18 protein-coding genes and 1 riboswitch are annotated in these 25708 nt (G+C 65.9%); of the genes, 1 reads left to right on the forward strand and 17 read right to left on the reverse strand.

From position 1 onward, the window contains the following. Nucleotides 1-180: 180 nt before the first annotated feature. Nucleotides 181-354: riboswitch (M-box (ykoK) riboswitch) on the reverse strand. 120 nt (nt 355-474) lie between these two features. The 15 genes from eccA to LMQ14_RS13795 form a co-directional block, all read right to left on the reverse strand. Beyond that, a complete protein-coding gene (gene eccA / locus LMQ14_RS13725; protein ID WP_267735237.1) occupies nt 475-2307 on the reverse strand; it encodes a type VII secretion AAA-ATPase EccA in 1833 nt (610 codons plus the stop codon). After that, the gene (gene eccE / locus LMQ14_RS13730) at nt 2304-3500 is read right to left on the reverse strand and encodes a type VII secretion protein EccE (RefSeq protein ID WP_267735238.1); all 1197 of its coding nucleotides are present in this window, start codon (nt 3498-3500) and stop codon (nt 2304-2306) included. Before eccE ends, eccA begins: the two co-directional genes overlap by 4 nt. Nucleotides 3501-3519: 19 nt before the next feature. After that, nucleotides 3520-5412 (reverse strand): S8 family serine peptidase, encoded by a 1893-nt coding sequence (locus LMQ14_RS13735; RefSeq protein ID WP_267735239.1) that lies wholly within the window; start codon nt 5410-5412, stop codon nt 3520-3522. Beyond that, nucleotides 5390-6901 carry a type VII secretion integral membrane protein EccD gene (eccD, locus tag LMQ14_RS13740; RefSeq protein WP_267735240.1) on the reverse strand — a complete coding sequence of 504 codons (1512 nt, stop codon included), beginning with the start codon at nt 6899-6901 and terminating at the stop codon, nt 5390-5392. Before eccD ends, LMQ14_RS13735 begins: the two co-directional genes overlap by 23 nt. 260 nt (nt 6902-7161) lie before the next feature. Next, the gene (locus LMQ14_RS13745; protein ID WP_267735241.1) at nt 7162-8064 is read right to left on the reverse strand and encodes an ESX secretion-associated protein EspG; all 903 of its coding nucleotides are present in this window, start codon (nt 8062-8064) and stop codon (nt 7162-7164) included. A 91-nt stretch (nt 8065-8155) separates the two neighbouring features. Then, on the reverse strand, nt 8156-8440 hold the full coding sequence (locus LMQ14_RS13750; protein WP_066824871.1) for a WXG100 family type VII secretion target: 285 nt from the start codon (nt 8438-8440) through the stop codon (nt 8156-8158). 50 nt (nt 8441-8490) lie between these two features. Further along, a complete protein-coding gene (locus LMQ14_RS13755) occupies nt 8491-8787 on the reverse strand; it encodes a WXG100 family type VII secretion target (RefSeq protein ID WP_066824874.1) in 297 nt (98 codons plus the stop codon). A 234-nt stretch (nt 8788-9021) separates the two neighbouring features. Then, complete coding sequence (locus LMQ14_RS13760) at nt 9022-9321, reverse strand: PE family protein (protein ID WP_085224224.1); 300 nt, start codon at nt 9319-9321, stop codon at nt 9022-9024. Nucleotides 9322-9796: 475 nt separating this feature from the next. Next, the gene (locus tag LMQ14_RS13765) at nt 9797-11017 is read right to left on the reverse strand and encodes a PPE family protein (protein WP_324291123.1); all 1221 of its coding nucleotides are present in this window, start codon (nt 11015-11017) and stop codon (nt 9797-9799) included. 396 nt (nt 11018-11413) lie between these two features. Further along, nucleotides 11414-12649: a PPE family protein gene (locus LMQ14_RS13770; RefSeq protein ID WP_267735242.1), complete on the reverse strand. Its 1236-nt coding sequence runs from the start codon at nt 12647-12649 to the stop codon at nt 11414-11416. A 394-nt stretch (nt 12650-13043) separates the two neighbouring features. After that, on the reverse strand, nt 13044-14279 hold the full coding sequence (locus LMQ14_RS13775) for a PPE family protein (RefSeq protein WP_324291124.1): 1236 nt from the start codon (nt 14277-14279) through the stop codon (nt 13044-13046). Nucleotides 14280-14629: 350 nt separating this feature from the next. Further along, nucleotides 14630-15847, reverse strand: a complete 1218-nt coding sequence (locus LMQ14_RS13780) for a PPE family protein (protein ID WP_324291125.1) — start codon at nt 15845-15847, stop codon at nt 14630-14632. A gap of 10 nt (nt 15848-15857) precedes the next feature. Further along, nucleotides 15858-16157, reverse strand: a complete 300-nt coding sequence (locus LMQ14_RS13785) for a PE family protein (protein WP_085225334.1) — start codon at nt 16155-16157, stop codon at nt 15858-15860. Between the two features lie 173 nt (nt 16158-16330). Next, nucleotides 16331-17554, reverse strand: coding sequence for a PPE family protein (locus LMQ14_RS13790; RefSeq protein WP_324291126.1), 1224 nt, complete (start codon nt 17552-17554; stop codon nt 16331-16333). Between the two features lie 482 nt (nt 17555-18036). Beyond that, on the reverse strand, nt 18037-18231 hold the full coding sequence (locus LMQ14_RS13795) for a ferredoxin (RefSeq protein ID WP_267735243.1): 195 nt from the start codon (nt 18229-18231) through the stop codon (nt 18037-18039). Nucleotides 18232-18498: 267 nt separating this feature from the next. Here LMQ14_RS13795 and LMQ14_RS13800 point away from each other — a divergent pair, with 267 nt between their 5' ends. Continuing rightward, nucleotides 18499-19674: a cytochrome P450 gene (locus tag LMQ14_RS13800; RefSeq protein ID WP_267735244.1), complete on the forward strand. Its 1176-nt coding sequence runs from the start codon at nt 18499-18501 to the stop codon at nt 19672-19674. Nucleotides 19675-19716: 42 nt separating this feature from the next. Here the strand turns inward: LMQ14_RS13800 and eccCa are convergent, their stop codons facing one another. Further along, nucleotides 19717-23886 carry a type VII secretion protein EccCa gene (eccCa, locus tag LMQ14_RS13805; protein ID WP_267735245.1) on the reverse strand — a complete coding sequence of 1390 codons (4170 nt, stop codon included), beginning with the start codon at nt 23884-23886 and terminating at the stop codon, nt 19717-19719. After that, a complete protein-coding gene (gene eccB / locus LMQ14_RS13810) occupies nt 23883-25403 on the reverse strand; it encodes a type VII secretion protein EccB (RefSeq protein ID WP_267735246.1) in 1521 nt (506 codons plus the stop codon). Before eccB ends, eccCa begins: the two co-directional genes overlap by 4 nt. Nucleotides 25404-25708: the final 305 nt, after the last annotated feature.

Below are 25708 nucleotides of genomic sequence, written 5' to 3' on the forward strand. Positions count from 1 at the left end.
GTAGGCGACCCGGTGCAAACCGATAGGCAAGAGCGTGGTCGGCTCGAACGAAAAGTCATCGATCGAGAATAGGGATTATCACCTGGATTAATTTCGTTCTCACCTCCTCATCGCCTGGGCACACCGAGATGCCTTTTATTCTGCACGAAGAGGCGAGGACACCCGGCGCATTCGCCGGATCCGGCACCCCTCTCATCAGAGCTTCGGCACCACACTGCGTATCCGGCGAAACGCCAGAAGCCACTTGGGCTCAACCCTTAAGCCGGGAAGAGCTGTCCTGACCCTGGGCGTCTTTCGACGTTGGAGGTCAGTGGCCTGTATCCGTAATGGAAGCCTCACCTAACGAGGTGCTTGCACCGCAATCGTGGCATTCGAGACACAGTCAGTCAAGCTTGCTGCGAGGCGTTCGCAACAATTCACTGCGCCGCTACACCGATTCCATACGGGAGCCCCGTGGCCGTGTTAGGAGACGGCTTAGCTCGACTTCTTCTCGGCGACTGCCGCGCTGAGGCCCTCGAGCAGGTCTTCCCCGCTGAGCTCCCTGAACCGGAGCAGCTGAAGCTCGGTGAATTCGGTGGTGTCGGCGGCCAGTACCGCGTCGAGGTCCTCGTCGTCGAGACGGAAGCTCCGGTGGTCGCGGGCCTTCTCCACCACATTGCGCACGAAGCCGGCATTACCGAGCGTGTCGATACCGCGAATCAGGTCCCCGTCCTCGGAGTAGCTCTCGTCGAGGTAGAACCTGGTGTACGACGGCAGCAGGTCCTGGGCCGCTTCCTCGGTGATGACGTCTTCGTTCTCCTGGCCCATCAAGCGGGTCAGGGCCACCAGCTCGTCCGGCGTGTAGCTGAAGAACTCGATGAGGGTCGAAAAGCGCCGTCGCAGACCCTGATTCACCTCGAGCATCTTGTCCATCGCCTTGGCGTAGCCGGCGCCGAAGACCACCAGATCGTCGCGGTGGTTCTCCATGTACAGCAGCAGGGTGTTGATGATCGCGTTGCCGTACGGGTCGCCCTGTTGGTAGCCCTTTTCGTGCAATGTGTGCATCTCGTCGAAGAAGACCGCTCCGCCCAACGCCTCCTCGAGCATCTCCTCGGTGTTCTTCTCCGCGTCGGCCATATAGCGGCCCAACAGCTTGGTGCGGCTGGTTTCCACCACCACCGGCTTGCGTAGCACGGTCAATCCGCACAGCTGCTTGCTGAACGCGCGCGCCACCGAGGTCTTTCCGGTCCCGGGTGGGCCCAGCAACAAAGTGTGGCGCGAGGTCACGGGCACCGGAAGGCCCATTTTTGCGCGGGCAAGATTCACCCTGGTCGTGGACTTGATGAGTTTGATCTCTTGCTTCGCTCGCTCCATGCCCAGCATGGCGTTGAGTTCCTCGTCGCCCTCTTCCAAGTACTTGGCCGCCGTCTCGGCTTGCCGAGCCGCCTCGTTCTCTTCGCGGGTCGGGGCGCTGTCCGGGTCCCACGGGTCGGTGCGGGCCTCGATGGTCTCCGGATCGGTGAGCAGCAACTGGTAGTTGGGGTTGTCCAGAGCTTCGCGGGCCGGACCGAACTTGGGGTCCCGCGAGTACACCCGGCGCAGCACCTCGACGGCTTCTTCCTCGCGTCCGAGGTGCCGTAGGCACATGCCTTGGGTGTACAGGGCGACGTTGGCCGCGCCCGGTACCCGATCCGCCTCGGTGGCGTCCTGGCTGCGCCGAACCGCCTCCTCGAACACGCCGAGCGACGCCAGCGCCGTGGTCGCCATCGCCGCGCCGGCGGCCTTCAACTCGGGGTTGCGCCAGATCTTTCCCTCGGGGAATTGCACGAGCACGTCCGGCCATCGCCCGGCGCGGAAGTACAGAATGCCTCGCACGTAGGCGATCAGCTCTTCGTCGATGGGTTGGCGGGGTTCGATGCCATCGAGCAGCTTGACGGCTTCCTCGTAACGCTTCGCCTCGGCGAGCACCGCGGCGTACGCGCACGCGAGTGACTCCACGCTGAGGACCGCCAGTCGCAGAAACAACCCGTCGGAGACGTCGGGATGGAACTGTATTTCCGTGACACCGAGCCGACGGGTTTCCCAACCGAACGTGCTGACCGCCGCCCAGGCTCCGGAAACCACCTCGATGCTCTGGTCACCCGCCAGCAGCCGTGCCAGCCAGGCGTCGCACATCGCCGGGTCGCGCGTGGTGGCCGTGGTGAACATCCGCAGCGCCACCTGCGGGTTATGGCTGGGCTGTAGCCCGTTGACGGAGATTCCCGACGCCAAGAGGCCGGCAACCATCGCGTTACGGGCGTCCTCCGCCGCTGATTGCGGGCGGCTCATTGACCTGCAAGCAAGCGCTCAGCGCCCTCCCGCACCTGGCCTACCTGAAGCACTAGATCGTCGTCCGAAAGCAGCCCCCGGGTGGGCACGACCAGCAGCGGGCGGGTCGTCGGCGCGGGCAGGCTGGCGCGCACCGCGGCCAGCTGGCGGCCGGTGAGCCGGTTGAGCCCGGACGACACGCCCCTGGGCAGCCGGCTATCGCTGTGATAGCGCACCCAGCCCGACACCTCGGGCTGACCGTCGTCGGCGGTGAGCTGGATGGTCACCACGGTTGCCTCGGCGTCGGGCAGCCATAGCTCCTCCAGCGTCTCGGTGGTGATGTCCGACGGCGTCAACCAGAAGCTGGTCGCGAACCCGTTGAAGTGCTTGAGGTAGCGCCAGCCGGGGCGGCTCCAGGTCGGTTCCAGGTCCGCGAGCACGGCGCTGTCGACCTCGGTGATCTCCTCGGAGGTCAACGGCCGCGGCGAGCAGCCCGGTGCGTCGAGATCCTGGACCAGCCGCTCGGTGGCCGCGACCAGCGTCGAAGCCAGCGAATCACGGGCCGCGACCGCTGCGACGTTGGACTGCGGGTTCATCCGCAGCACCAGCCAGGTGCGGCGCACGTACGACGCGGGCTGATCACTGACCAGCCCCCACTCTTCGGGCCCCAACTTGTCGAGCTTGGACAGCTCCGCGGCGTTGCCGCCGCGGCGCATTTGCACCGAAACGATGTCGATGCCGTCGAGGTTGACGTCGAACTGACGTAGTCCGGTGGCGACCGATCGCACCAGCAGGCTGGCCGGCGGTGCGCTCTTCTGGCGGTGGCGCACTGCCGCGTCGTCTTCGCCGTCGAGTGCGATCACGGTGACCAGGCGTCCGTCGTACTCCCGCACGCCGACCTTGTCGCGTCCGAATCGGCGCTGGTAGTCGAGCGCGGGCGTGCACCCCGCAGCCAGCGTGGTGCCCGGGTCGGCGGACCAGTCCCAGAGCCAGCCGGCCAAGCCGGAAGTCACGGTGAGGCCGTGATGGGTGACCAGCGACAGCAACACGATGATCGCCGAGATGCCGACCCCCACCCACCAGGCGATGTGGTACTGGCCCTGCCACGAGTCGGGGCAGTGACTGGCGATCAACAGGATCCCGACGACGACCAAGAACACGACCGTGACTCGCGCCCACGACAAAGACAACCCAAACCTGCGCTGAGCCTTCATTGCTTTTACTGCTCCGCCCTTATTGTTGCTGCCTGCGGCGTTTCATCAACGTCGCGATCCCAAATACTGCACCGCCGATCAGTAGTGCACCGGTCAACCCCCCGGCCGCCACCCACACCGGCAGCATGTCGCGGTGCGGGGGCGGTTTGGGCACGTTCAACGGTATCGACAGTTGCTGTGGCGGCTTGATCGGGCCGTCGGGAATGTCCCAGGTCAGCGCTGCTACCGGGTCGACGACGCCGTAACCGAGCTGGTTATCCACCCCGCGGGAAGGTGCCCGCGCGGAGCGCTCCAGCCGGTTGATCACTTGGTATGCGGACAGCTGGGGGTACTTGGCACGGACGAGCGCCGCCACCCCGGACACGATCGCGGCCGAAAAGCTGGTGCCGCTGGGGACCAGCAGCGAGTTGTCGGGCCCGTCAATCGCGTTGATCAGACCGTCGTCCCGGGGTGAGAGCCCGATGACGTCGCTTCCGGGTGCCGCGATCCCGACCCACGGACCGGCGACGCTCGATGGGCCCTGCCCCTGACTGCCCTGCGTCTGCGCGTGACCTTCCGAATCCACCGCACCTACGGTCAAGACGAAATCGCTGAACCAAGACGGCGTCACCACGGTGGTGACGGCGTTCCAGTCGCGCGGGTCTTTGGGCTTCAGCGGGTCGAAGATCGGGTTCTGCTTGCAGTCCTTTTTGCTGGTGTCGCCGGCGGCGGCCACGATGACGGCGTTGCGCTCGACCGCCGCGTAGCGGACTGCCGCTCCCAGGGCGCGCTGGTCGATGATGTTGCGCGCGCTCATGCAGGTCACATCGGAGATGTTGATCACCGAGGCCCCCATGTTGGCGGCGTGCACGATCGCGCGTGCCATCGTCTCGACGCCGGAGATCTTTGCCGAGGTCTGCGGGTCCTCATCGCCGGTGTAGGCGTCCTTGAGGCCGAAGGCCCCGCTGGACTGACGGATCGAGATGATGTCGACATCGGGGGCGATGCCGCTGTAGGCATCGGGGCCCGCGGACGGTGCCGGCGGTGGCGGAGGAGGCGGCGGAGGTGCGGGCGTCGGTGTCGGTGCCAGCGGGTGCGGATTGCCGACCTGAATCGTCTGCCCGCCACCGGAGTAGCTCGGAATCGTCACCGTGCCGCCGCCGTGGTTAGCGGCACCCGGCACCACCGGCGGTCCCGGCGGTGCTCCCTGCGGTGCCTGTGACGGTGAGGCCGGCGCGACCGGCGCAGGTGCACCCTGTGACGGTGAGGCAGGCGCAGGCTCCGCCGGCGGCGGTGGCTGGGGTGCCCACGGTGGCGGAGCCTCGGAAGGCGGCGAAGCGGGCACCATCGTCACGGTCTGGGGCAACGGCGACAGCGTCACGGTCTGCGGCGGCGGAGCTTTCGGCGGCGCTTCCGTGGTGGGAATGGTCACCGGCTTGCGCGGTCCCGCCACCGGTGGCGGTGGCGCGCCATTCGCCGGCGCCGCACCGATCATCGACGCCACGATGGTGCCGTGGGCGTCGCAGTCGGACAGCCCGTCGCCACCCATGATGTAGTCCCCGCCGGGAATCAGATGCGGAAACCGGGGGTGCGGAGTTACACCCGTGTCGATGACGGCGACCTTGACCCCGGCGCCGCGACCGAACTGCCATGCCTCCTGCATATTCAGCATGTCCATGTACTTCGGCTGCAGCTTGAAATCGGTGCCGGGCAGCACCCCGACCTCGGTGCAGTACGAGTTCTGCTTCATCGGCGCCGGCGGCCCCGGCGGACCGTCCGGCGGCACCGCCGCCGGGTCGATCGTCGGCGGCGATATCGCGTACGCGGGCGGTAACCCGGCTAGTGAACCCGATGTGAGCAGGAGTGCGGCGATCGCCGCACAGGATGCGCGCCTACGCCACACCTTGCCGTTACCGGTACCGGATTGCTGCATAAACATTCATCAACCACAACGCCAGCGGGAAGATCGGCATCAGGCAGATGTATTCGATCCATTCCACAAACTTGCGGAACAGCGGGCTGTAGATGCTGTTGGGCACGGTCGCCGCGGACACCAGGCCCGCCGCGGGCAGCAGCACCAGGATCCCCACGCAGATCGACACCGACAGCGGCGACTGCAGCTCCAGGGCGTAGCGCACCACGACCGTCGCCACGATCGCCACGGACGTTCCGGCCAGGGTGATCGCCTGCAGGCGATCCACGTAGGAGCGGCCGCGCAGCATCAGGAAACCAGCGCTGAAGCCGGCGAGTAGCAACGGCAGCCACCGTTGCCCGGTGTGCGGATCCGACAGACCCACCAGCGAGACCACCATCAGGACGCCGAATCCGAGCAGCAGGCCCGACAGGAACGACCGGGCACGTTCGGCTTGCAACAGCACATCGCGTACCGACGCGGGTCCCTCGAGGACCGGCGGGCCGCCGCCGGTGCGGGTCACGGTGGTGGGCAGATCGGGCCGGGCCTCGAAGACCCAGCGGCTGGTGGCCGACGGGAACACCGGCAACCGGATGCCGGACAGCCGCCGCGACATGGCCGGTGCGCACTGGTAGCCGATTACGCAGACCAGCACGGTGGTCGTCAGCATTGTCACTGCGCTGGTCATCGCGACCATCCGCGCCAGGGCCGCAATCGTTGTCAGCGAACTGACGGCAATGATCGCGGTGTACAACCCCAGCCGTCGTCCGGTGAATCGGAGCGCCAGTATCGCGGCAATGGTGAGGACACCGAAGCCCAGCACTGCGTGCGGCGATCCGACACCACCGGGTGGCGCCCCGGCGGCGGCAACCGCCAGCGGTCCGAGGCTGCTTACCAGCATGATGTCGGCGACACGCCGGTCGGCCTGCGATTGAGCGCGCATCAGCAGCATCATCGAAACGCCCAGCACGATCGCGGCGATGACCGCGGCGTAGATGGTGGTCAGCCACGAGTTGTGGTGCCAACGCCACCAGCCCAGCAACGCCGAGGCGAGGAAGACGCCGCCGGCTACCATCGCGGCGCCGACCTGCACGGCAACGACCGGGTCGATCGCGGCGAACCGCTTGCTCAGGTTCTGCGAGACCGCGGTGGAAATGTGCTCGATGACCTGCGAACGCTTTTCGGTGTCGGCGACGAACCGGATCCACAAGCGGTCGCCGTCGAGCACGTCTTGCTCCGTCAGCGACTGAGTGGCCCGCAAGGGCGACCCGTCGACCAGGCACAATGCCCACTTGCCGCGACCGGTCGCTTCCAGCGGGGTCTCGCCGAGCTCGCGCAGGCGACTGTTGACGACCTTCAGCAGCGGGTCGGTCATGACCGAAACCGGGGCGTTGGCGTCCAATAGGACACCGATCTGGACACCCGCGCCGGCCATGATGCCAACGACGACTGCCCGTGGCTGTGAGATTCCCTCAATATCAGTCTGTGGCGCATCAGCTACCGCAGTCATCGGGCTGCACCCCCTGTCGTGGTGAATGTGTGGCTCCGGGTCGCCAGTCGCGCGGAGGGCTCTGTCGATCTACTCACCGGGGCTCCGGAAAGTAGTAGTTCGACGTTTTCCAATTTCATTTACCCTGCCTCGCGATTCGTGAATCCGGTGACACTGTCTTTCATATTTGCTGCTTATTATGAATGAAGTATGACGCCTTCGTGGCCTGGCCGCACCCCGAGTTCAAAAGCGTTACAAGCCTTAACAATTGATACTTCTCGTTACACCCTGCTGTGGGTCTTCCACTCGCCGTAGGGAAGCGTGTCCAGCACGGTCTTGACGCCGACTTGGACCAGCTGCGGGGTAGCTGGGCAGATGGCGAGCCAGGCCTCCCCCGAACCTGCGGTCCGCGCCTGTTGGTAAAGCGCGATACGGCCACCCGACCCATCTTTTAGTGATAACACCGAGGCGCTGGGGCCCTTGGCGTCGTCTCGGTATTGGCGCGCATACACAGCAACCTCGGCGGCCGGATCCGAAAGCGCCTGGCCAAGCGCGGCAACGGTGGCGGCGCTGATGCCCATTCGGCGCAGATCTCCACCGGAGAACACGTTGAAGCCGGACTCTTGCCACGACTTGGTGGCTTCCAGCATGTCGTCGAGCGGCACGTTGACCGCGTTGATCGCGGCGGGCTCTGCGTGGTGAATCGACTCCAGGCCGTCCAGCACGAGGGCCGCGATCGACGCGCTGTCCGCGACGGCGACGTCGTCGACGGTGATATCGGCACCAACGCGAACCGCCGAGACCCAATGCTGGCCGCGTCGGGCGAGTACCACCCGGAACTCGTTGTCGGGGATATCGCGCGAGCCCGGGGGCTGAGTCTCGTCATCCACGACGCCGTAGAGGAGCTTGCCTCGCGACAGCAGTGCGATGACCTCTAGGTCGGGCGCGGAGAGCACCCGCATCCGCGCCGCTACTTCTTCATTGACGTCGTCGCCGACGACAATGCCCTGCTCACGCATCACCTTCATGCCGGGATGATCGTTGAGCCAGTCACTGCTGTCGGTCGATACGTAGGGCCGGCACCGCAGCTCCGGAGCGACGTGCCGAATATCGAGTAACGCCTGGAGCATCCAGAAGCCGTCGACGTTGACGGTGATGTCGGTGCGAGTGCTCTGTTGGTCCATCAATACCCCAGACGGTTGTTGTGCACGGTAACCGCAGGACGCGGCAGCACACCGAACGGAAGGTGTGCTGCCGCGCCTGAAGTTTTGGGTGTCAGGCCCAGCTGGACCCGACGGCGCTGTCAGTGCTGGCCATGTTGTTGCCCGCGGACTGCACCTTCTGCCCGTGCTGGTTGGCCTGCTCGTAGATCACCTGGAAGTTACGACCCAACTGGGTGATGAACTCCTGGCACGCCACCGAACCGGCGCCACCCCAGAAGTCACCGGCAGCCAGCACATCGCGAACGATGGCCTGGTGCTCGGCCTCCAACGAAGCGGCCTGCGCGCGGATGAGGGCGCCGTGCGCGTCCACATCTCCGAACTGGTAGTTAATGCTCATAGCGTTTTTCTCCTATTGGTCTGAAGGTTACGCAGCCGTAGCTATAACGGCTAGTGGCCGAGGGCCTGCTGCGAGGCCTGCTCTTGCGTCTCGTAGTTGTTGGCGTCACGGATCAGTCCGTCACGCACGCCGTGGAGCATGTTGACAATGTTGTTGAACGCCTGGTTCATCTGACCCATCGTGTCGTAAGACGTCGCCTGAGCCTGACCACTCCAGCCCGCACCGGCGATGTTCATCGACGACGACCACATCTTGCGGGCCTCGTCCGACACCGTCTGCGCGTGCATCTCAAAACGGCCCGCCATCGCACGCATCGCGTGCGGGTCGGTCATAAAACGTGTTGCCATGTTGCCTTTCTCCTTAATATCTTGCGACTCGAGATTTTGTTGTGATGGACAGTGCTGGTTCGGGTGAGTTACGAGTGTCGATGCAACTGCCGAACCGGATACCTAAGGATGTTCCCCCTCCTAACCAGCACCCACCGGACCGTCTACTCAGTGAGACGGCTTGCCCGACCGCTGGATGGCTGGCGTGGAACCCACGTCGATGTGAGTGTCCTTAGCCTCAAATGACGAAACCGGTTAGCCCGCTGCTGCGGCGTTGGCGGCTTCAGTCGCGGCGTAAGAGCCGGAGCTGGTCGACAGCGTGTTCACGAACTGCTCGTGAATCGCCGTGGCCTGGGCGCTGACTGCCTGGTACATCTGTGCGTGTGCGGCGAACTGAGCGGCGGTAAGTGCCGAAACTTCGTCGGCAGCTGCCGGCACGACCCCGGTCGTCGGAGCCGCCGCAGCCGCGTTTTGGGCGCTCAGAGCAGATCCGATCCCCTGCAGGGTCCCGGCTGCCGCGGCCAAAGCCTCCGGCTGTGTCGTCACGAACGACATAGTTTTTCCTCCTCCATAATCCCCAAACTCTCTGATGAGAGTAGTTGAACGTGTTCCGTAAAGCCTGGTCCGTGGACCGCCCGTTTGCAATTGTTCACGGAACGGTACGGCGAATTCACCTTTGGTAACGACACAGTAACAGCGTAAGGCCTCATTTGGGGCCCCTGAGCAGCGAAATCACAGCACTGGCGCGGTCTGACCTCCCTGGTTGTCGAATGCCTGCTGGCAGGCGCGTTGCCGAGCGTTGAGGTGGTACCCGCGGCGATAAAATCTCGTCGCCGATAACTCGCCCGAAGCCCGATAGGTAGCTAACGGTTTGTCGCCGCCCGTGGGTGCCCTGCCGGCACTCGCTACCGCGCATGTCAGATCCCATAAACGTGCCTGTATGCGACGCGCACACAACCGCGTTCCAGCAACTACCCGCGTCACGGTCGCGCGCCCGGGAGAACACTCTGCCGCTGGGTGATTCGGTCGGTCAGCCGGCGAAGGGTGGGCGGGCCATGACGGTGGGGCGGAAGCCGTACCGGGGGCCCGCGGCGCCGACGCCGTGCGCGCCGCCCATGCCGGCCAGGGGCATGCCGCCGAGCAGGTTGCCCGAGCCGGCGGCTTCGGGGGCCGCGCTGATCGCGCTGACGGGCACGGCCGAGGCGTGGCTGATCGCGGGTGCGGCTCCAGACCACATGGCCGGGACCGACAACCGCCCGACCGAACCCGCGTTGCCCAGACCGGCTGCCACCGCCGGCGCCGCGTGGGCGCCGCCGCCGAGCATGCCGCCCAGACCGGCCAAGCCCTTGGGAGCCGCCGAGGCCGCGCTGGCGACCGCACCGCCGAGTTGCCCGGTACTTTTGGCGATCTGCACACCACTGTTACCCATACCAACGGAGAAGTACGGCAGACCCTCGGTGTTATAGGCGAAACCCACGAACGGGCTCAGACCGTTGACGAACGTCGCGAAGCTGCTCGGCAAAATGGTCTGCCCGGTCAGCAGGAACCACGCCTGAGTGAACGGATCCGTGGTCGTGGCCGCCGCCGCCGCGGGAGCCGCCGCGGCCTGCAGCGTGTTGGGCGTCTGAGTGATCGCATCCGCGGTCGTCTTCGCGGCGTTGCCCGCCCCGGTGGCCGACGCGGCCGACGTCGCCGCGCCCTGCTTGGCCTGGGCATCCGCGGTGGTCACCTCGGGAGCGTCTTGGAACGGAGTCACCTTGGTCGCGCTGGAGGACTGAGCCGCGTAGTTGTACATCGTGCTGGCGTCCTGGGCCCAAAACTGACCGTACTGCGATTCCAGCTGGGCGATCACGCTGGTGTTTTGGCCCAGCACGTTGGTTTGGCGCGCCTGGGTCAGCAGGGCCCGGTTCTGCGCGATCAGCGGCGGGGGCACCACCGAGGCGAACGCGGTCTCGAACGCCGCCGAGGCCGAGCTCAGCTGCTGGGCAGCCTGTTCGGCCTGGGACGCGGTGGTCTTCACCCACGTCACGTACGGAGTCAATGCCTGGACCGCGGCGGCCGAGGCCGGCCCCAGCCACTCCTCGCTGGACAGCTGAGAGATCACGCTCTCATAGCCCAAGGCGGCCGAATTCAGCTCGGCAGCAAGGGAATTCCACGCCGAGGCCGCCGTGATCAACGACGTCGAACCCGCGCCCGAATATAGGCGCGCAGAGTTGACCTCCGGCGGCAACGCCCCAAAATCAATCGACATAACTGTGCCTCCTGGATGCTGGCCGGACTGGATGGTGGTTCACGTTGCTCGCGGTGAATTCAATGAGTTTGACATGAGTTTCGACTTGGCAAAAAGTTAGTTGGCTGGCGCCCATGGCCGCTCGCATCGCGACCCTTAGCGCATTGCGGTCGCGCCCAGGCAAGCCGCGCCGGGAAGATGCGCATGCGTTGGCCAGGCGCGGCGTGGCAGATGCTCCGTCACGTGCTTGACGTGTGGAAACAATCGCATTCCGGACTGCGATCATCGGGTGGCCTCCATCGACCGGGCCGCCGATTGCGCAGACTCCCCAGGCCGGCGAACACCGCCGCGGGGATAAAATCCGGTCGCGGCTAAAGCCCTGGGCGTGAGAAGCCAAGATTCGGCGTTGACCACGAGTTATCCGGCCGATGGTGGTCGGACAAGCACGTTGCGCTTGAAGCCGTACTTGTGGGTGAAGCCGGCGGCGGCGCGTCGTCCGGCACCAGTCATGGGCATGCCTTGCAGGAGGCCATTGTTGGCCGGTCCCGCGGCGCTGGTGGCGTAGTTGACCATGGTGGCCTGAATGGCTTGTTCCTCGACCGCGGCGGGTGCGGCGCCGGCCCAGGTGGAGGGCACCGACAGTCCGCCGACCTTGGCCGACGAGGCCAGGTGCGCCGTCGCCGCCACTCCGCCGGGATGGCCGCCGCCCAGGGCGGCGAGGCCGGAGAACTGCGGTGTCGGGTACCACGCACCACTGGCGCCGGCCGTGGTACCGATACCGAACGTCGTCTGCTGCTGGATGGAATAACCGAAGCTGCCCAAACCCGTCCCGAAGTAGGGCAGGCCGCTGAGCTGTTTGAAGATGGTCTGCGGGACGTTGGGACCCCATCCCATCGGGTTGTCAGGAGTGGGAATGGTGAACCAATTGGACCACCACGGGGGATCGGTCGCCGTGGCGGAGGGATCGGCGGCCGCCGTTGCGTTCGTCGAAAGTTGTTGCGCTGCTTGCGGAACCGCGTTGGTAGAGCCCACTTGCGTGGTGGCATTCGCCGCGCTCTGCCCGGACTGGCCGGCGGGCTCGGAGGCGGCTTTACTCACCGCAAGGGCCTGGTCGGCGGTTCCGTCGGGGGTGGTGGTTTGCGGCGACGACGTGAACGGAGGCAATTCCGTGGCGGTCGCCGAAGCCGCGGCGTAGCCGTACATGGCACCGGCGTCTTGGGCCCACATCTCCAGGTACTGGGTCTCGGTGACCGCGATCGCCGGCGTGTTCTGCCCGAAGAAATTGGTCGCGATCAAATTCGCCAACAGCACCCGGTTGGCCGCGATCACCGGCGGCGGCACCGTCGCCGTGAACACTGCCTCGAACGCGGCCGCGGCCGCGCGGGCCTGCGTGGCAGTCTCCTCGGCCTGAGCGGCCACCCCGCTGAGCCAGCCGACGAATGGTGACACCGCTGAGACCATCGCCGACGATGCCGGCCCGATCCATGGTCCGCTGGTCAGTTCCGAAACGACCGAGCTGTAGCCGCTGGCAGCCGTGGCCAATTCTGCCGACAGCCCATCCCAACCCGCGGCTGCGGCCATCAGCGGACCTGACCCGGGACCCGTATAAATCAGGGCCGAAGTGATCTCTGGCGGTACGGCGCCGTAGTCCATCTACGCAGCACCCGGTTCGAACGGCATGTGTTCCTCGCAAGTGGAATTAGTCGACGACCTTGACCGAATTGTTCGGTTGCGAGGCTAAGGGGCGTGACTGTGTCCCAGGGGTCGCGCGCCTCCATCGATCACGCGACAGCCGCGCCGACGCATGCGGTTACGCGACAGCGGTTCAACAGGGAATTCGAGGTGCGCCCGGCCGCGTTTGCGCTTCATCACCTGCGCGAATGCCAGGCGGCACCGCCGTCGGGTGGTTGCCGGTCGCGAACGTTGGTGGTGTTGCGGCGGGAAGGAAAACTACGGCGACGGATAAAAATCCGCTCGCGGATAAAACCTGGGTAGCACCACTTTGCCGCGGCGCGTCAATGGCCGCGAAACGTGCCTCCGGCGCGTGCTACCCGGCGAAGGGTGGGCGGGCCATGACGGTGGGGCGGAAGCCGTAGCGGGGGCCCGCGGCGCCGACGCCGTGCGCGCCGCCCATGCCGGCCAGTGGCATGCCGCCGAGCAGGTTGCCCGAGCCGGCGGCCTCGGGGACCGCGCTGATCGCGCTGACCGGAACGGCCGCGGCGTGGCTGACCGCGGGAGCAGCCCCGGACCACAAGGCCGGGACGGACAACCGGCCGACGGCGCCCGCGTTGCCCAGACCGGCCGCCACCGCCGGCGCCGCATGGGTAGCGCCACCGCCGAGCATGCCGCCCAGACCGGCCAACCCTTTGGGAGCGGCGGCCGCCGCGCTGGCGACTGCGCCGCCGAGTTGCCCGGTACTTTTGGCGATCTGCACACCGCTGTTACCCATACCAACGGAGAAGTACGGCAGACCCTCGGTGTTGTAGGCGAAACCGGCGAACGGGCTCAGACCGTTGACGAAGGTGGCGAAGCTGTTGGGCAACGTGGTCTGCCCGGTCAACAGGAACCACAGTTCGGTGAACGGGTCCGTGGGCGTCGTCGCGGCCGCTGCTGCTTGTGCCGCGGGAGTCGCCGCGGACTGCAGGGTGCTGGGCGTCTGCTGGATCGCACTCGCCGTCGTGCTCGCGGCGTTGCCCGCCCCGGTGCTCGCCGCCGACGAGGTCGCGTCGCCCTGCTTGGCCTGGCCGGAGGGGTCGGTGACCTCTGGTGCCGATTTGAACGGGGTCACCTTGGTCGCCGAGGCGGACTGAGCCGCGTAGTTGTACATCGTGGTGGCGTCCTCGGCCCAAAACTGACCGTATTGGGCTTCGAGTTGCGCGATCACCCCGGAATTTTGACCCAGCGTGTTGGTTGCCTTCGCCTGGGCCAGCAGGGCGCGGTTTTGTGCGATCACCGGCGGCGGCACCGCCGAGGAGAACGCGGCCTCGAACGCGGCCGCTGCCGAGGACAGCTGCTGGGCAGCCTGTTCGGCTTGAGTCGCGGTGGTCTTGACCCACGTCACGTACGGGGTCAACGCCTGGACGGCCTTCGTCGAGGCCGCCCCCAGCCACTCCTCGCTGGACAGCTGAGTGATCACGTTCTGGTAGCCCATCGCCGCCGAATTCAGCTCGGCAGCAAGGGAATTCCATGCCGAGGCCGCCGTGATCAACGACGTCGCACCCGCGCCCGCATATAGGCGCGCAGAGTTGAACTCCGGCGGGAACGCCCCAAAATCAATCGACATGCTTGAGCCTCCTGGATCCCGGCCGGGTTGCCTGACGCATTGATTTGATCGCGAATACCGTTCTGGATCTATGCGTTTCGACTTTTGACGACGCCCGTTGTCGGGTGTCCACGGCCGTTGCCTACGTGCCTGCCGCGCTGGCACTCTGGCAGTTGGACATATCGGGCCGAGGGGTTACGGGTGAATCGGGAGGTGAGCGAAATGCGCTCAGCCGGAACCGATCAGCGACTCGTACCGGAATCCGGGACTCCCCCGTTCCCGGTTCGGCCGGCGCCCCGAGTCAGGAAAAGCGAAATGCACGCAGGACGGCTACGCGGCCGTCATGCGTGCATTCGCAGTGAATCGAATGGCTACCCGGCGAAGGGTGGGCGGGCCATGACGGTGGGGCGGAAGCCGTACCGGGGGCCCGAAGCACCGAAGCCTTGGCCGGCACCCATGCCGGCTAGGGGCATGCCGCCGAGCAGGTTGCCCGAGCCGGCGGCTTCGGGGGCCGCGCTGATCGCGCTGACGGGTACGGCCGAGGCGTGGCTGATCGCGGGTGCGGCTCCAGACCACATGGCCGGGACCGACAGTCGCCCGACCGAACCCGCATTGCCCAGACCGGCTGCCACCGCCGGCGCCGCGTGGGCGCCGCCGCCGAGCATGCCGCCCAGACCGGCCAAGCCCTTGGGAGCCGCCGAGGCCGCGCTGGCGACCGCACCGCCGAGTTGCCCGGTACTTTTGGCGATCTGCACACCGCTGTTACCCATACCAACGGAGAAGTACGGCAGACCCTCGGTGTTGTAGGCGAAACCCACGAACGGGCTCAGACCGTTGACGAACGTCGCGAAGCTGCTCGGCAAAATGGTCTGGCCGGTCAGCAGGAACCACGCCTGAGTGAACGGATCCGTGGTTGTGGCCGCCGCCGCCGCGGGAGCCGCCGCGGCCTGAATCGTGTTGGGCGTCTGAGTGATCGCATCCGCGGTCGTCTTCGCGGCGTTGCCCGCCCCGGTGGCCGACGCGGCCGACGTCGCCGCGCCCTGCTTGGCCTGGGCATCCGCGGTAGACACCTCGGGAGCGTCTTGGAACGGGGTCACCTTGGTCGCCGAGGCGGACTGAGCCGCGTAGTTGTACAGGGTGCTGGCATCCTGGGCCCAGAACTGACCGTACTGCGACTCCAGCTGGGCGATCACGCTGGTGTATTGGCCCAGCACGTTGGCCTGTAGCGCCTGGGTCAGCAGAGCCCGGTTCTGCGCGATCAGCGGCGGCGGCACCACCGAAGCGAACGCGGTCTCGAACGCCGCCGAGGCCGAGTCGAGCTGCTGGGCAGCCTGTTCGGCCTGGGACGCGGTGGTCTTCATCCAGGTCACATACGGAGTGAGAGCTTGGGCGGCCTTCGTCGAGGCGGGCCCCAGCCACTCCTCGCTGGACAGCTGAGTGATCACGTTCTCGTAGCCGAGAGCAGCCGAATTCAGCTCCGCGGCAAGCGAACGCCAGGCCGAGGCCGCCGTCGTCATCGACGTCGAACCCGCACCGGAATACATACGGGCGGAGTTCACTTCTGGAGGTAGCGCCCCAAAATCAATCATCGTGATCCCCTTAGCCCGCCGCGGCCGCGTTGGCCGCCTCTGTCAGCGCATATGACCCCGAGCTCGTGCTCAAGGTGTTGACGAACTGCTCGTGTATCGCGGTTGCCTGGGCACTGACCGCCTGATACATCTGGGCGTGTGCAGCAAACTGCGCCGCCGTCAGCGCCGACACCTCGTCGGCAGCGGCCGGTACCACACCAGTCGTCGGGGCTGCGGCCGCAGCATTTTGGGCGGTCAGCGCCGAACCGATCCCCTGCAACGTGCCCGCCGCCGCCGCCAACGCCTCTGGCTGCGTTGTCACAAACGACATGTGATTCCCTCCTCAGTAACCGTCCGGCGCAAACACCGGCGGGGTTTCTTGATGATGACGTTAGTTCGATCGCAGTTGGACATACGGCGTCGCTGCGAACTGTTCAGACCCGGACAACCTCTGTTCATCTGGCAGACACTTCTGTTCGTCGAGATTCCAATAGCTCATGGCCGTTAACCCGCCGATGGTGGCCGGACAAGCACATTGCGCTTGAAGCCGTATTTGTGGGTGAAGCCGGCGGCGGCGCGTCGTCCGCCACCGGTCATGGGCATGCCTTGCAGGACGCCATTGTTGGCCGGTCCCGCGGCGCTGGTGGCGTAGTTGACCATGGTGGCCTGAATGGCTTGTTCCTCGACCGCGGCGGGTGCGGCGCCGGCCCAGGTGGAGGGCACCGACAGTCCGCCGACCTTGACCGACGAGGCGAGGTTCGCTGCTGCCGCGACGCCGCCGGGGTGGCCGCCGCCCAGGGCAGCCAAACCGGCGAACTGCGGTGTCGGGTACCACGCACCACTACCACCTGCCGTGGTACCGATACCGACCGTCAACTGCTGCTGTATCTGGTAGCCGAAGGCTCCAAGACCCACACCGAAGTAGGCCTGCAGACCCTGCCGCAGCGTGTTGAAGAAGCTCGGGTTCAATCCCATCGGGTTGTCCGGAGTGGGAATGGTGAGCCATCCCGACCACCAGGGCGGATCCTGCGCGGCGGCCGGATCGGCCGCCGCGTTGACCGAGACTTGTTGCAGCATTTGGGGCACCGTGCTGTTGGACGCCAACTGCGTGGTGGTGTTCGCCGCGGTCTGCCCGGTCTGACTGGCCGGCTGGGAGACGGCTTGGGACACCGCTTGGGCCTGGTTTGTCACTCCGTCGGGCGTGGTGGTTTGCGGCGACGACGTGATCGGGGGCACTTCGGTTTCGATCGCCGATGCGGCCGCGTAGGTGTACATGGTGGCGGCGTCTTGGGCCCACATCTCCATGTACTGGGCTTCGGTGACCGCGATCGCCGGGGTGTTCTGCCCGAAGAAATTGGACGCGATCAAATTCGCCAACAACAGGCGGTTGGCCGCGATCACCGGCGGGGGCACCGTCATCATGAATGCCGCCTCGAAAGCGGCAGCGGCCCCCCTGGCCTGCATAGCGGTCTGCTCGGTATCGGCGGCCATTGAGCTCAGCCAGGCCATGTAGGGCACGACCGCGGCCAGCATCCGCTGCGATGCGGGCCCGATCCACGGCCCGCTGGTCAGTTCGGAGACCACCGAGTTATAGCCGCTGGCCGCCATGGCTAGTTCCGCCGACAGCGCGTCCCAGCCTGCGGCCGCGGCCATCATCGGCCCCGATCCCGGGCCGGCATACATGCGTCCGGAATTGATTTCGGGCGGTAACGCTCCGAAGTCCAACACCGTGTCCTCCCTCAATTGGCCGCGATTGCGGTGGCAATCTCGGCTATCGCGTAAGAACCTTTACGAACCATTGGTGGCTGCCTCAGCACCTGCTAACCCTGGACCGCTGACCCCTGGGAAGCCAGTCGCATCCGTGGGCCAGCAAACCCATAGGGCAGGTAACCCGGTAGGCTCTGATGCATCCGTTCGCCAGCCCCGGAATAGTGGTCTACCACCATGTTTTCCGGATAGTTGGTCAGGAACGTCATGCCCATCCTGCCTCGATTACCCCCGCCATCAGCAACCGAGCGACAGCTCACTTGGGCTGAACTGCCGCTCGAGGAAAACATTAATGGCTTATACCCACGCCACCGACCGGCGATGCCAACTATTCACACCAGGCCAACCATTGTTCACTCCCGGCCAACTGGCGTTCATTTACAGCGCCTAGCTGTTCACCTGTGGTTCGCTCCTCGGTTTAGGCGCGGTCGCCGCCGGCGCCATCAGTCCTCGTCGATGAAGAGCGCCATCTCCGGGCAGGAGGCGACACCGTCGCGCGTCAACTCCGCATCCTTGGGAGGCACCTCGTGATCTTCGAGGATGGAATAGCCGGACTCGTCGATGGGGAACAGTTCCGGATCGACGGCGTAGCACTGGGCGTGGCCCACGCATTTCGACTTCTCGAGACGAACCCTCACAAGGTTCCCTCCCCCGCCACGTCCGCGGAATCGCGCCAGCTCAGATTTGACGAATCGCTTGGTAAATCAGTCGTTCTGAATTCTAGAAGATTGTCCGACGCTCGCGGTCGGCCAGTTCCACGGTCCACCAGCCGGATTGGAGCATGTGCGAACCACGTGCAATATTGATGTGCCACCGAAAAGCCGGTGGCGGCATAGTTCCAAGCGCGGCCTCGCTGAGCCGGGGACTAGGAACGAAATACCTGACGACAAGCGGAGATCGGGCGCATGAGCATCTCTGGCGAATACCAGCCAGGCGAGTTCTACTTACCGCGGCTGGAATACGCCAACTTGCCCATGGCCGACGACCGGGGTGTCGGATGGAAGGTGTTGCGAGACGCCGGCCCGGTCGTGTTCATGAACGGCTTCTACTACATAACGCGGCGCGAGGACGTGCTGTCCGCACTGCGCAATCCTAAGGTTTTCTCGTCGCGATTGGCGCTTCAGCCCCCCGGCTATCCGCTGCCGGTGGTGCCGCTGGCGTTCGACCCGCCCGAGCACACCCGCTACCGCAAGATCCTGCAGCCGTACTTCAGCCCGCACGCGTTGAGCAAGTCGCGGCCGGTGCTCGAGCGTCACGCCGCCGAGATGATCGCCGCCTTCGCCGACCGTGGCAATTGCGAGGTGATGGCGGATTTCGCGAACCTGTATCCGTTCCAGGTGTTCCTCGACCTCTACGGTCTGCCGCTGGAAGATCGCGATCTGCTGATCAGCTGGAAGGACGCCCTCATTGCGGATAATCCCTATCTGAGCCAAGAGGACCTCAACAAGGGCCACCTACTCTTGAACTACCTCACCGACGTGATTGCGCAGCGTCGGCAGAACCCGGGATCCGACATGCTGTCCCAGGTCATGACGGGCGACGGCGAGTTCAGCGATCTCGAACTGCTGGGGATGAGCCACCTGCTGATCCTGGCCGGGTTGGACACCGTGACCGCGGCGATCGGATACGCCATATACGAATTGGCCCGTAGGCCGCAGCTGCGCGACATGCTTCGCGACAACACAAGGCAGGCGAGGGTTTTCATAGAAGAGATCGTCAGGCTCGAGCCGTCGGCACCGGTGGCCCCCCGGGTGACCACCGAGTTCGTCGAAATCGGTGGCATGACGCTGCCCCCGGGCACTCCGGTGCGGTTGTGCATGGCGGCGATCAATCGCGACGGCACCGACTCGGTGTCCACCGACGACATCGTGATGGATGGAAAGGTGCACCGGCACTGGGGATTCGGCGGCGGGCCGCACCGCTGCCTCGGTTCTCATCTGGCGCGCATCGAGCTGACCGTGATCGTAACGGAATGGCTCAACCAGATCCCCGACTTCGAAGTGCCGCCGGATTACAAACCCGAAATCCGGTTTCCGTCAAAGACATTCGCGCTCAAAGCACTGCCGCTGAGCTGGAATTAACCGCGGTCAACCCGCGGCAATCCCAACTCAGCGGCTGCTGTCCTACTTGCTGACTTCGGTTGCGGCCACCTGGACGAACACGCCGGTGTCCTCGGCCATCAGCAGGCCTCGACCACGGGGCAGCGGGCCGCCCTTCATCTTGCCGCGGATGAAGCCCTCGTCCGGGTCGGCGTCCATCACCAGCAATGGCGTATTCGCCTGATGCAGGGCCCGCAGAATCGGGTCGCTGCCCGCCGACGACCAACCGCCGAAGGTGCGGGTGACGAGGACGTGCAAGCCGACGTCGGCGGCCCGGGTCACCCACGGAGCGATCTGATGCAGCGGCGAATCGAAGCCCGGTGGCAGCTGCTGGATGTCGTCGACGATCAGGAAGATCTCCGGACCGCTCCACCACGACCGCGACAGCAACTCCTGGGCGGATAGACCGGGCGGAGGTTGGCGACTCGCCAGCACCGCTGCCAGCTCACCCACCAGCGCTTGCACGCCGTCGAGGTTGTAGGCGAACTTCTCCACGTATTCCGTGCCCAGGACGGTCAGCAGCTGACGGCGCGGGTCGACCAGCCAGACCTGCGCCGACGGCTTCCCTGCGGGCGGCGTCGGTGCGGTGGTCGAGCCCGGCGCGTATAGCCGGCCGATCTCGGACATGATCGTGGCCAGCGTCGTGGTACGCCCACATTCGCGTCGGCCCGTCACCATCAAGTGCGCGTTCTCGTTGAAGTTCAGGTAGACCGGCGCCAAGTCCAATTCCGAGATGGCCCAGGTGATTCCGCCGACACCAACACCTTGGCGATGGTCTCGGGCAGCGAGCTCCCGGACCTGCTCCACACCGAACCGTGCCGGCAGACGGCGCACCGGAGGTGCTTGACCGCTCGCGAGCCGGCTGACGGACGCGACCACACTGTCGGACTCGAAGATCTTGTCCGGGGTGCTGGCCAGCGCGGGCCGGGCCACCAACGTGTGCAGGCCCGCTTGCGGGTCGCTGTCGAGTCGGACGTAGTTGACGGCGACCATGCCGCGCCCCGGCTTGACCGGAACATCCTTGGCGAACCGGGACCGCACCAGCTTGGCGTCTTCGACCGCGGCCAGGCGCAGCTCGATCCGGGACCCGAATCCGCTACGCACCGGCGGCCGCAGCTCCGATTCGCGGTCGGCGGTGACCACAACGTGCACCCCGAAGGAGGGGCCCTGGTTGATGATCTGGTTCACCTGCTCGATCAGCACCTCGTTTTCCTCGGCCAGTGCCCGGTAGTTGTCGATCACCAGGTAGACGTCGCCGAAGCCGTCGTTGGGCACCGGGCCGGCCTCGCCACCGAACTTGCGCCGCCGGAAGACGTCCATCGAGGCGATTCCGTATTCGAGGAAGCTGCGTTTGCGCTCGCGCACCAGCGCCAGCAGTTCGGCTACCGTCCGGCGGACACCGTAAGGGTCCGTCGGGCCGGCGACCTCACCCACATGCGGAAGACGCGCGATCGTGGTCAACGCGGTACCGCTGTAGGCCAGGCAGTAGAACTGGATCTGTTCGGGCGTGTGGGTCAGCGCGGCCGCGCAGATCAGCGTCTGCAGGGCCGTGGTCTTGCCCGCACCACCGGCGCCCAGGATCAAGACGTTGGCGCCCGGCCCGGAGGTGTCCACCGTCCACGGCGGCTGGTCGTGCTTGAACGGCCGGTCGATGATCCCGATCGGGAACGTCAGGTCCCGCGCCGAGCCGTATTCCTGGTCCCAGGGTTGGCCGAGGAACCGGTTGACCAACTCGTCGATCGCGACGGGCTGCGTCAGCGGCGGCTGCCACAACCGGTAGGGCTCGAAGTCGATCTTGCGCAGCTGATTGATGATCTCCGTGCCGACCTTCGGCGTCCTGATGCCTTCGTCCTCGTCTTCGCTCTCGGCGGCGTCGGCCTCGTGCACCTCGCCATTGGTGAGGATCGGCGGCGGCTCGATGTCCGGCCCACCGACACTGACCTCGAGCGGGGTGAACGAGTTGGTGAACAGCTGCGGGCGAATGTAATCGATGCTGTGCACCAGAATCGGCGCCTCGTCGCCGTCGATGGTGATCCCGCGCGAGTAGTAGTCGCGCCACAGGAATTCGGCCTGGAACCGGACGATGTCCTCGAGGCTCCGGCGGAAGTAACCCAGACCGGCTTGGGCGGGCAGGTTCACGGCGTTGGGCACACCCGCGGCCTGCGCCGCCCCCGCGGTACGGGCCTTCAGCACCAACCGGTAACCCATGTTCTCCATGAGCTTTTCGGCGCGGCTCTCGATGGTCTGCGACGCCATCATCAGGTGGATCCAGTACGCGCGGCCCTGCCGGCCGATCGAGTCGAGCACGTCGACCGCGGTCGGCATGATGCGGAACCACTCGTAGAACTCGTCGATGACCACGACAAGCATCGGCAGCGGCGGCATGTCCTGCCCGCGGGCGCGCATCCGGGAGCGCACCGAGTTGTATTCCTTGGCGTCGTCGACCCCGGCGTTGTCGCATACCGCCTTGCGGCGGGCGATCTCGCCCCACAGCGCGTCCAGGAAGCGCTCCATCAGCGCCTGGTCTTCCTCGAGGTCGGTGATGATCCGCGAGACGTGCGGCACCCCGTTGAAGGGCTTGACCGCCGACCCACCCTTGAGGTCAGCCAAGACGAACTGCAGTTCCTCGGGCGGGTGGGCGAGCATCAGTGACTCGATCACGGTGCGCACCAGCGTCGACTTACCGGAACCCGTCGTCCCGGACATGACGCCGTGCGGGCCGTCGCCGCCTTCGTCCAGCGACTTCATATCGAGGAACAGCAGTTCGCCGTTGTCGGAGCGATTGCCGAATGGCACCCGCAACCGCGAGCGGCCCATCGTGTCGGTGCGGGCGGCCCACAGCGCGTCGAAGTCGATCTCGCCGGGATCGTCAACTCCGTAGTAGGCCAGGATGTCTCGCGCACCGATTTGGGTAACCCGCTGGCCGATCTCCTCGTAGGCTTCCGCGAGGCGCCAGTGCGCCAGCTTCTGCCCGAACTCCTCGGCCTCGGCGGCGCTGATCTGGTCGGTCAGCGCGAAGAACCACGGCTTGTCGTCGATCACCATCCAGGTGTCGCGGTCACGAGGCAGTGCCTCGATCACGCCCTTGTCGTCGAACCGCAAGGTCCGCTCCGGGACCGACGTCCACATCGAAGAGCCGGTCAGGTCGAAGAACGTCACACCGTCCACACCTTCGGCGCTGATCACGTACTCCCATTGGGGGTCAACAACATCGGCGATGATCACCGTGTGCGGCGTCGGCGTCTGGGCCGACGAGCTGGCGTGGCGAGGCGTGAACGATCCACGGCCGGCGAACAATTCGGCTTGCTCGGCGGCGAACTCGCGCACCGAGCTGTAGACCATGCGTGCGCTACCCGCTGCGTCCTGGCGCCGGGAATCGCCGAAGTGCGGCAGCCACTTGACCCAATCCCATTCGTCCAAGTCCGAACTGACCACGACCATCTGCACGTGGTCGGGGCCGTGGGAGAACGCCAGCTGACAGACGATGGCTCGCATCAACGCCAAAACCTGCGGACGCTCACCGATCAGCGCATACCAAGGCTCCACGAGCAGGGAAACCATCTTGGGCAGGTTGTATACGACGCTCTGATAGCGACCGAATTCCTGAAGTGCCTTACCGGTCACGGGCTCCAGCTCGATGTCGGTAGGCATGTTCTGGGGCTCACCCCAGGTCACTTCGGGACGGGTCATACCCACGCCGACGCGGACGACACCGAAGTTGAGGTCCTTGCCGTCCGGCTTGCGCTCCCACATCCGCGGCGATCCCACCGCAGCGCTGAGCGTGTCGGGAGCCGGGTGGAACCACCGGTAGTTGGCGTCCATGCTGTCGGCCGACTCGTGGGCGGTCTCGCGCAGCATGTCCAGCATCAGCATGAACTGGGCGCGCATCGAGTCGAGCTTCGGGCGGCTCATCTGCTGCTGACCACCGAACCGGCCGCCGAACATCATCATCGCGACGCCACCGATCATGAAGATCGGGAAGATCGCGCCGGCGCCGCCGAACACATGGGAGCCACTCGCGAAGGTCATGGCGATCATGCCGATCAGCAGGCCGACCACCAGAACGCCGACCACGACCATCCACCACGGCTTGCCCTCTGGCGGCGGAATGCTCAGCGGAGTCGGCAGGACGATGTTTTCCGGCTTGATTACCGGAGGCTTCTCCGGTGTCGGCCGGGCAAATCCACGCTTCACTTCGGTACCACCAACTCTGCAGGGGACATATCCATCGGGAGGGTGTCGTGCTCGACCAGCGCATCGGCCCGCGACAGCGTCGGGCCCTGCGGAAGAAGCCGGAGCGCGACCCACGGCGCCAGGCTCGGTTGGGTTTGCAAACCCAACGCCTCACGCACATCGCGGGTGTCATCCACCCCAAATCGGGCGCCGGCATCCGTCACCCACCATAGCGATTCGGTGGTCTTGGCGCCGGGATCGTTGCCGGTGACGGCGACGAAGTTCGCGAAGTTAGGACCGAAGTAGACCTGGTCGGCGGTGCGCCCGGTGGTATCCGATTTCACCAGCGACACAACTTTTTTCGACTCGGACTGCGACACCGGAATGGTCGGCCCGGACACGACCTGGATACGGGCCCGGTTCTCGCCGCTGGTCTTCTCCCACCACCAGCAGGTCGCGGGGTTCTCCCGAAGATCCGTGACATTCAACGGGTTGTCCGGATACGACGACAGGTCCAGCTTGTTGACCACCGGCATCTTGGCCAACGCAGCGGGTTCCACGGTCACCGGCTTGCTGTTGTTCGCGCCGCCGGCGTTCTGCATGATCTGCGCGACCAATGGCGGCAGGGTCTGCACCCCTTCGGGCAATACCAGCGAATACTGTTGTGGCCCACTGATTTGCGGCGTGACGAGGATCGTCCCGACCGGGCCGGGGGCGGCGGGGAAGGTCGCCGCGCTGCCCGCGTTCTGGACCTCGGGCACCGTCAATTCGGGGCCCACCGGCAACGCGTCAAACAGGGCGCGGCTCATCGGCTTGGCCATGCTGATTTGTTCCGGCGTCAACCCGAGCGGCAACAGCACGGAGCGGTTCGCCGCGTCGATACGAGACCGGCGCCCGTCCCGGATCACCCAGGTGTCCCCGCTGTAGCTCAACACCACGGCGTCCGAGCCGTTCAATACGTGTCGGCGGTTACTGAGGTCGGGCGTGCCGTCGATCACCGTCACGGTCACACCCGACGGCGAGCTGACGCCGGTCGAGCCCGCCACCGTGTCGCAGATCAGCCACGACGACGAGGACGGGGTCTTGGGCCCGAACGTCGACGGTGCGCCGGGGATGCCCACCATCGGGCCGCGCGGGATGTTGGCGATTTGGCTGGACCGCACCAGGTGCGGGTTGTCCGGGCGTCCGGTGATCAATCGCGCCGAGGCCAGGTTCAGCGCCGGGTACAGCTTCTCGCCGACGCGGACATACAACGCACCGGAGTCGCGGTCGGCGATGATCGGCGAATCCCCCACCTGACCGGCCGGGCTGATGAACGAGTACAGCAGTGCACCCAGGCAGATCACCACCGCTGCCGACACCGACGCCACGATGGCCAAGGTCTGGCGCCGTCCCGGCTCGACCTCCATGCGGACCCGCCAGCGGGTCAGCGCCATCGAGGTCCGGCGAGCAAGGAACTGATAGCCGGTCACCTGCGTGCGCGTCGATAGCCCGAGGCCGTACCCCGAGCCGCGCTGCCCGCGACTCTCTTCCGCCACTAATTCACCATCCGGTCTGTTGGAACGCCTGGACACCGTCCAGCGCGCGAATCACATCGATAACCGTAAGCCACACGCAATGACCTCGCCATGTAACGCAATGTGGCGTTCACTTCCAAGCTTCGTCACGTCCATCAGTCCAGCCGGCGTAAGTTGCCAGCTGCGGTCCGGCCCAGCGGCGGCGAACACCACTGAGCTGGCAGTTTCCACGTACCCCGCTGGATCCCCCGGCCGAACGATTCCTCTTTCCAATGGGATCGTAGCGGCGGACGGCCAACGCGTCCTGTCGAGCATGCGTCGCGCCG

The sequence above is a fragment of the Mycobacterium sp. Aquia_213 genome (assembly GCF_026625985.1).
Lineage (GTDB): Bacteria > Actinomycetota > Actinomycetes > Mycobacteriales > Mycobacteriaceae > Mycobacterium.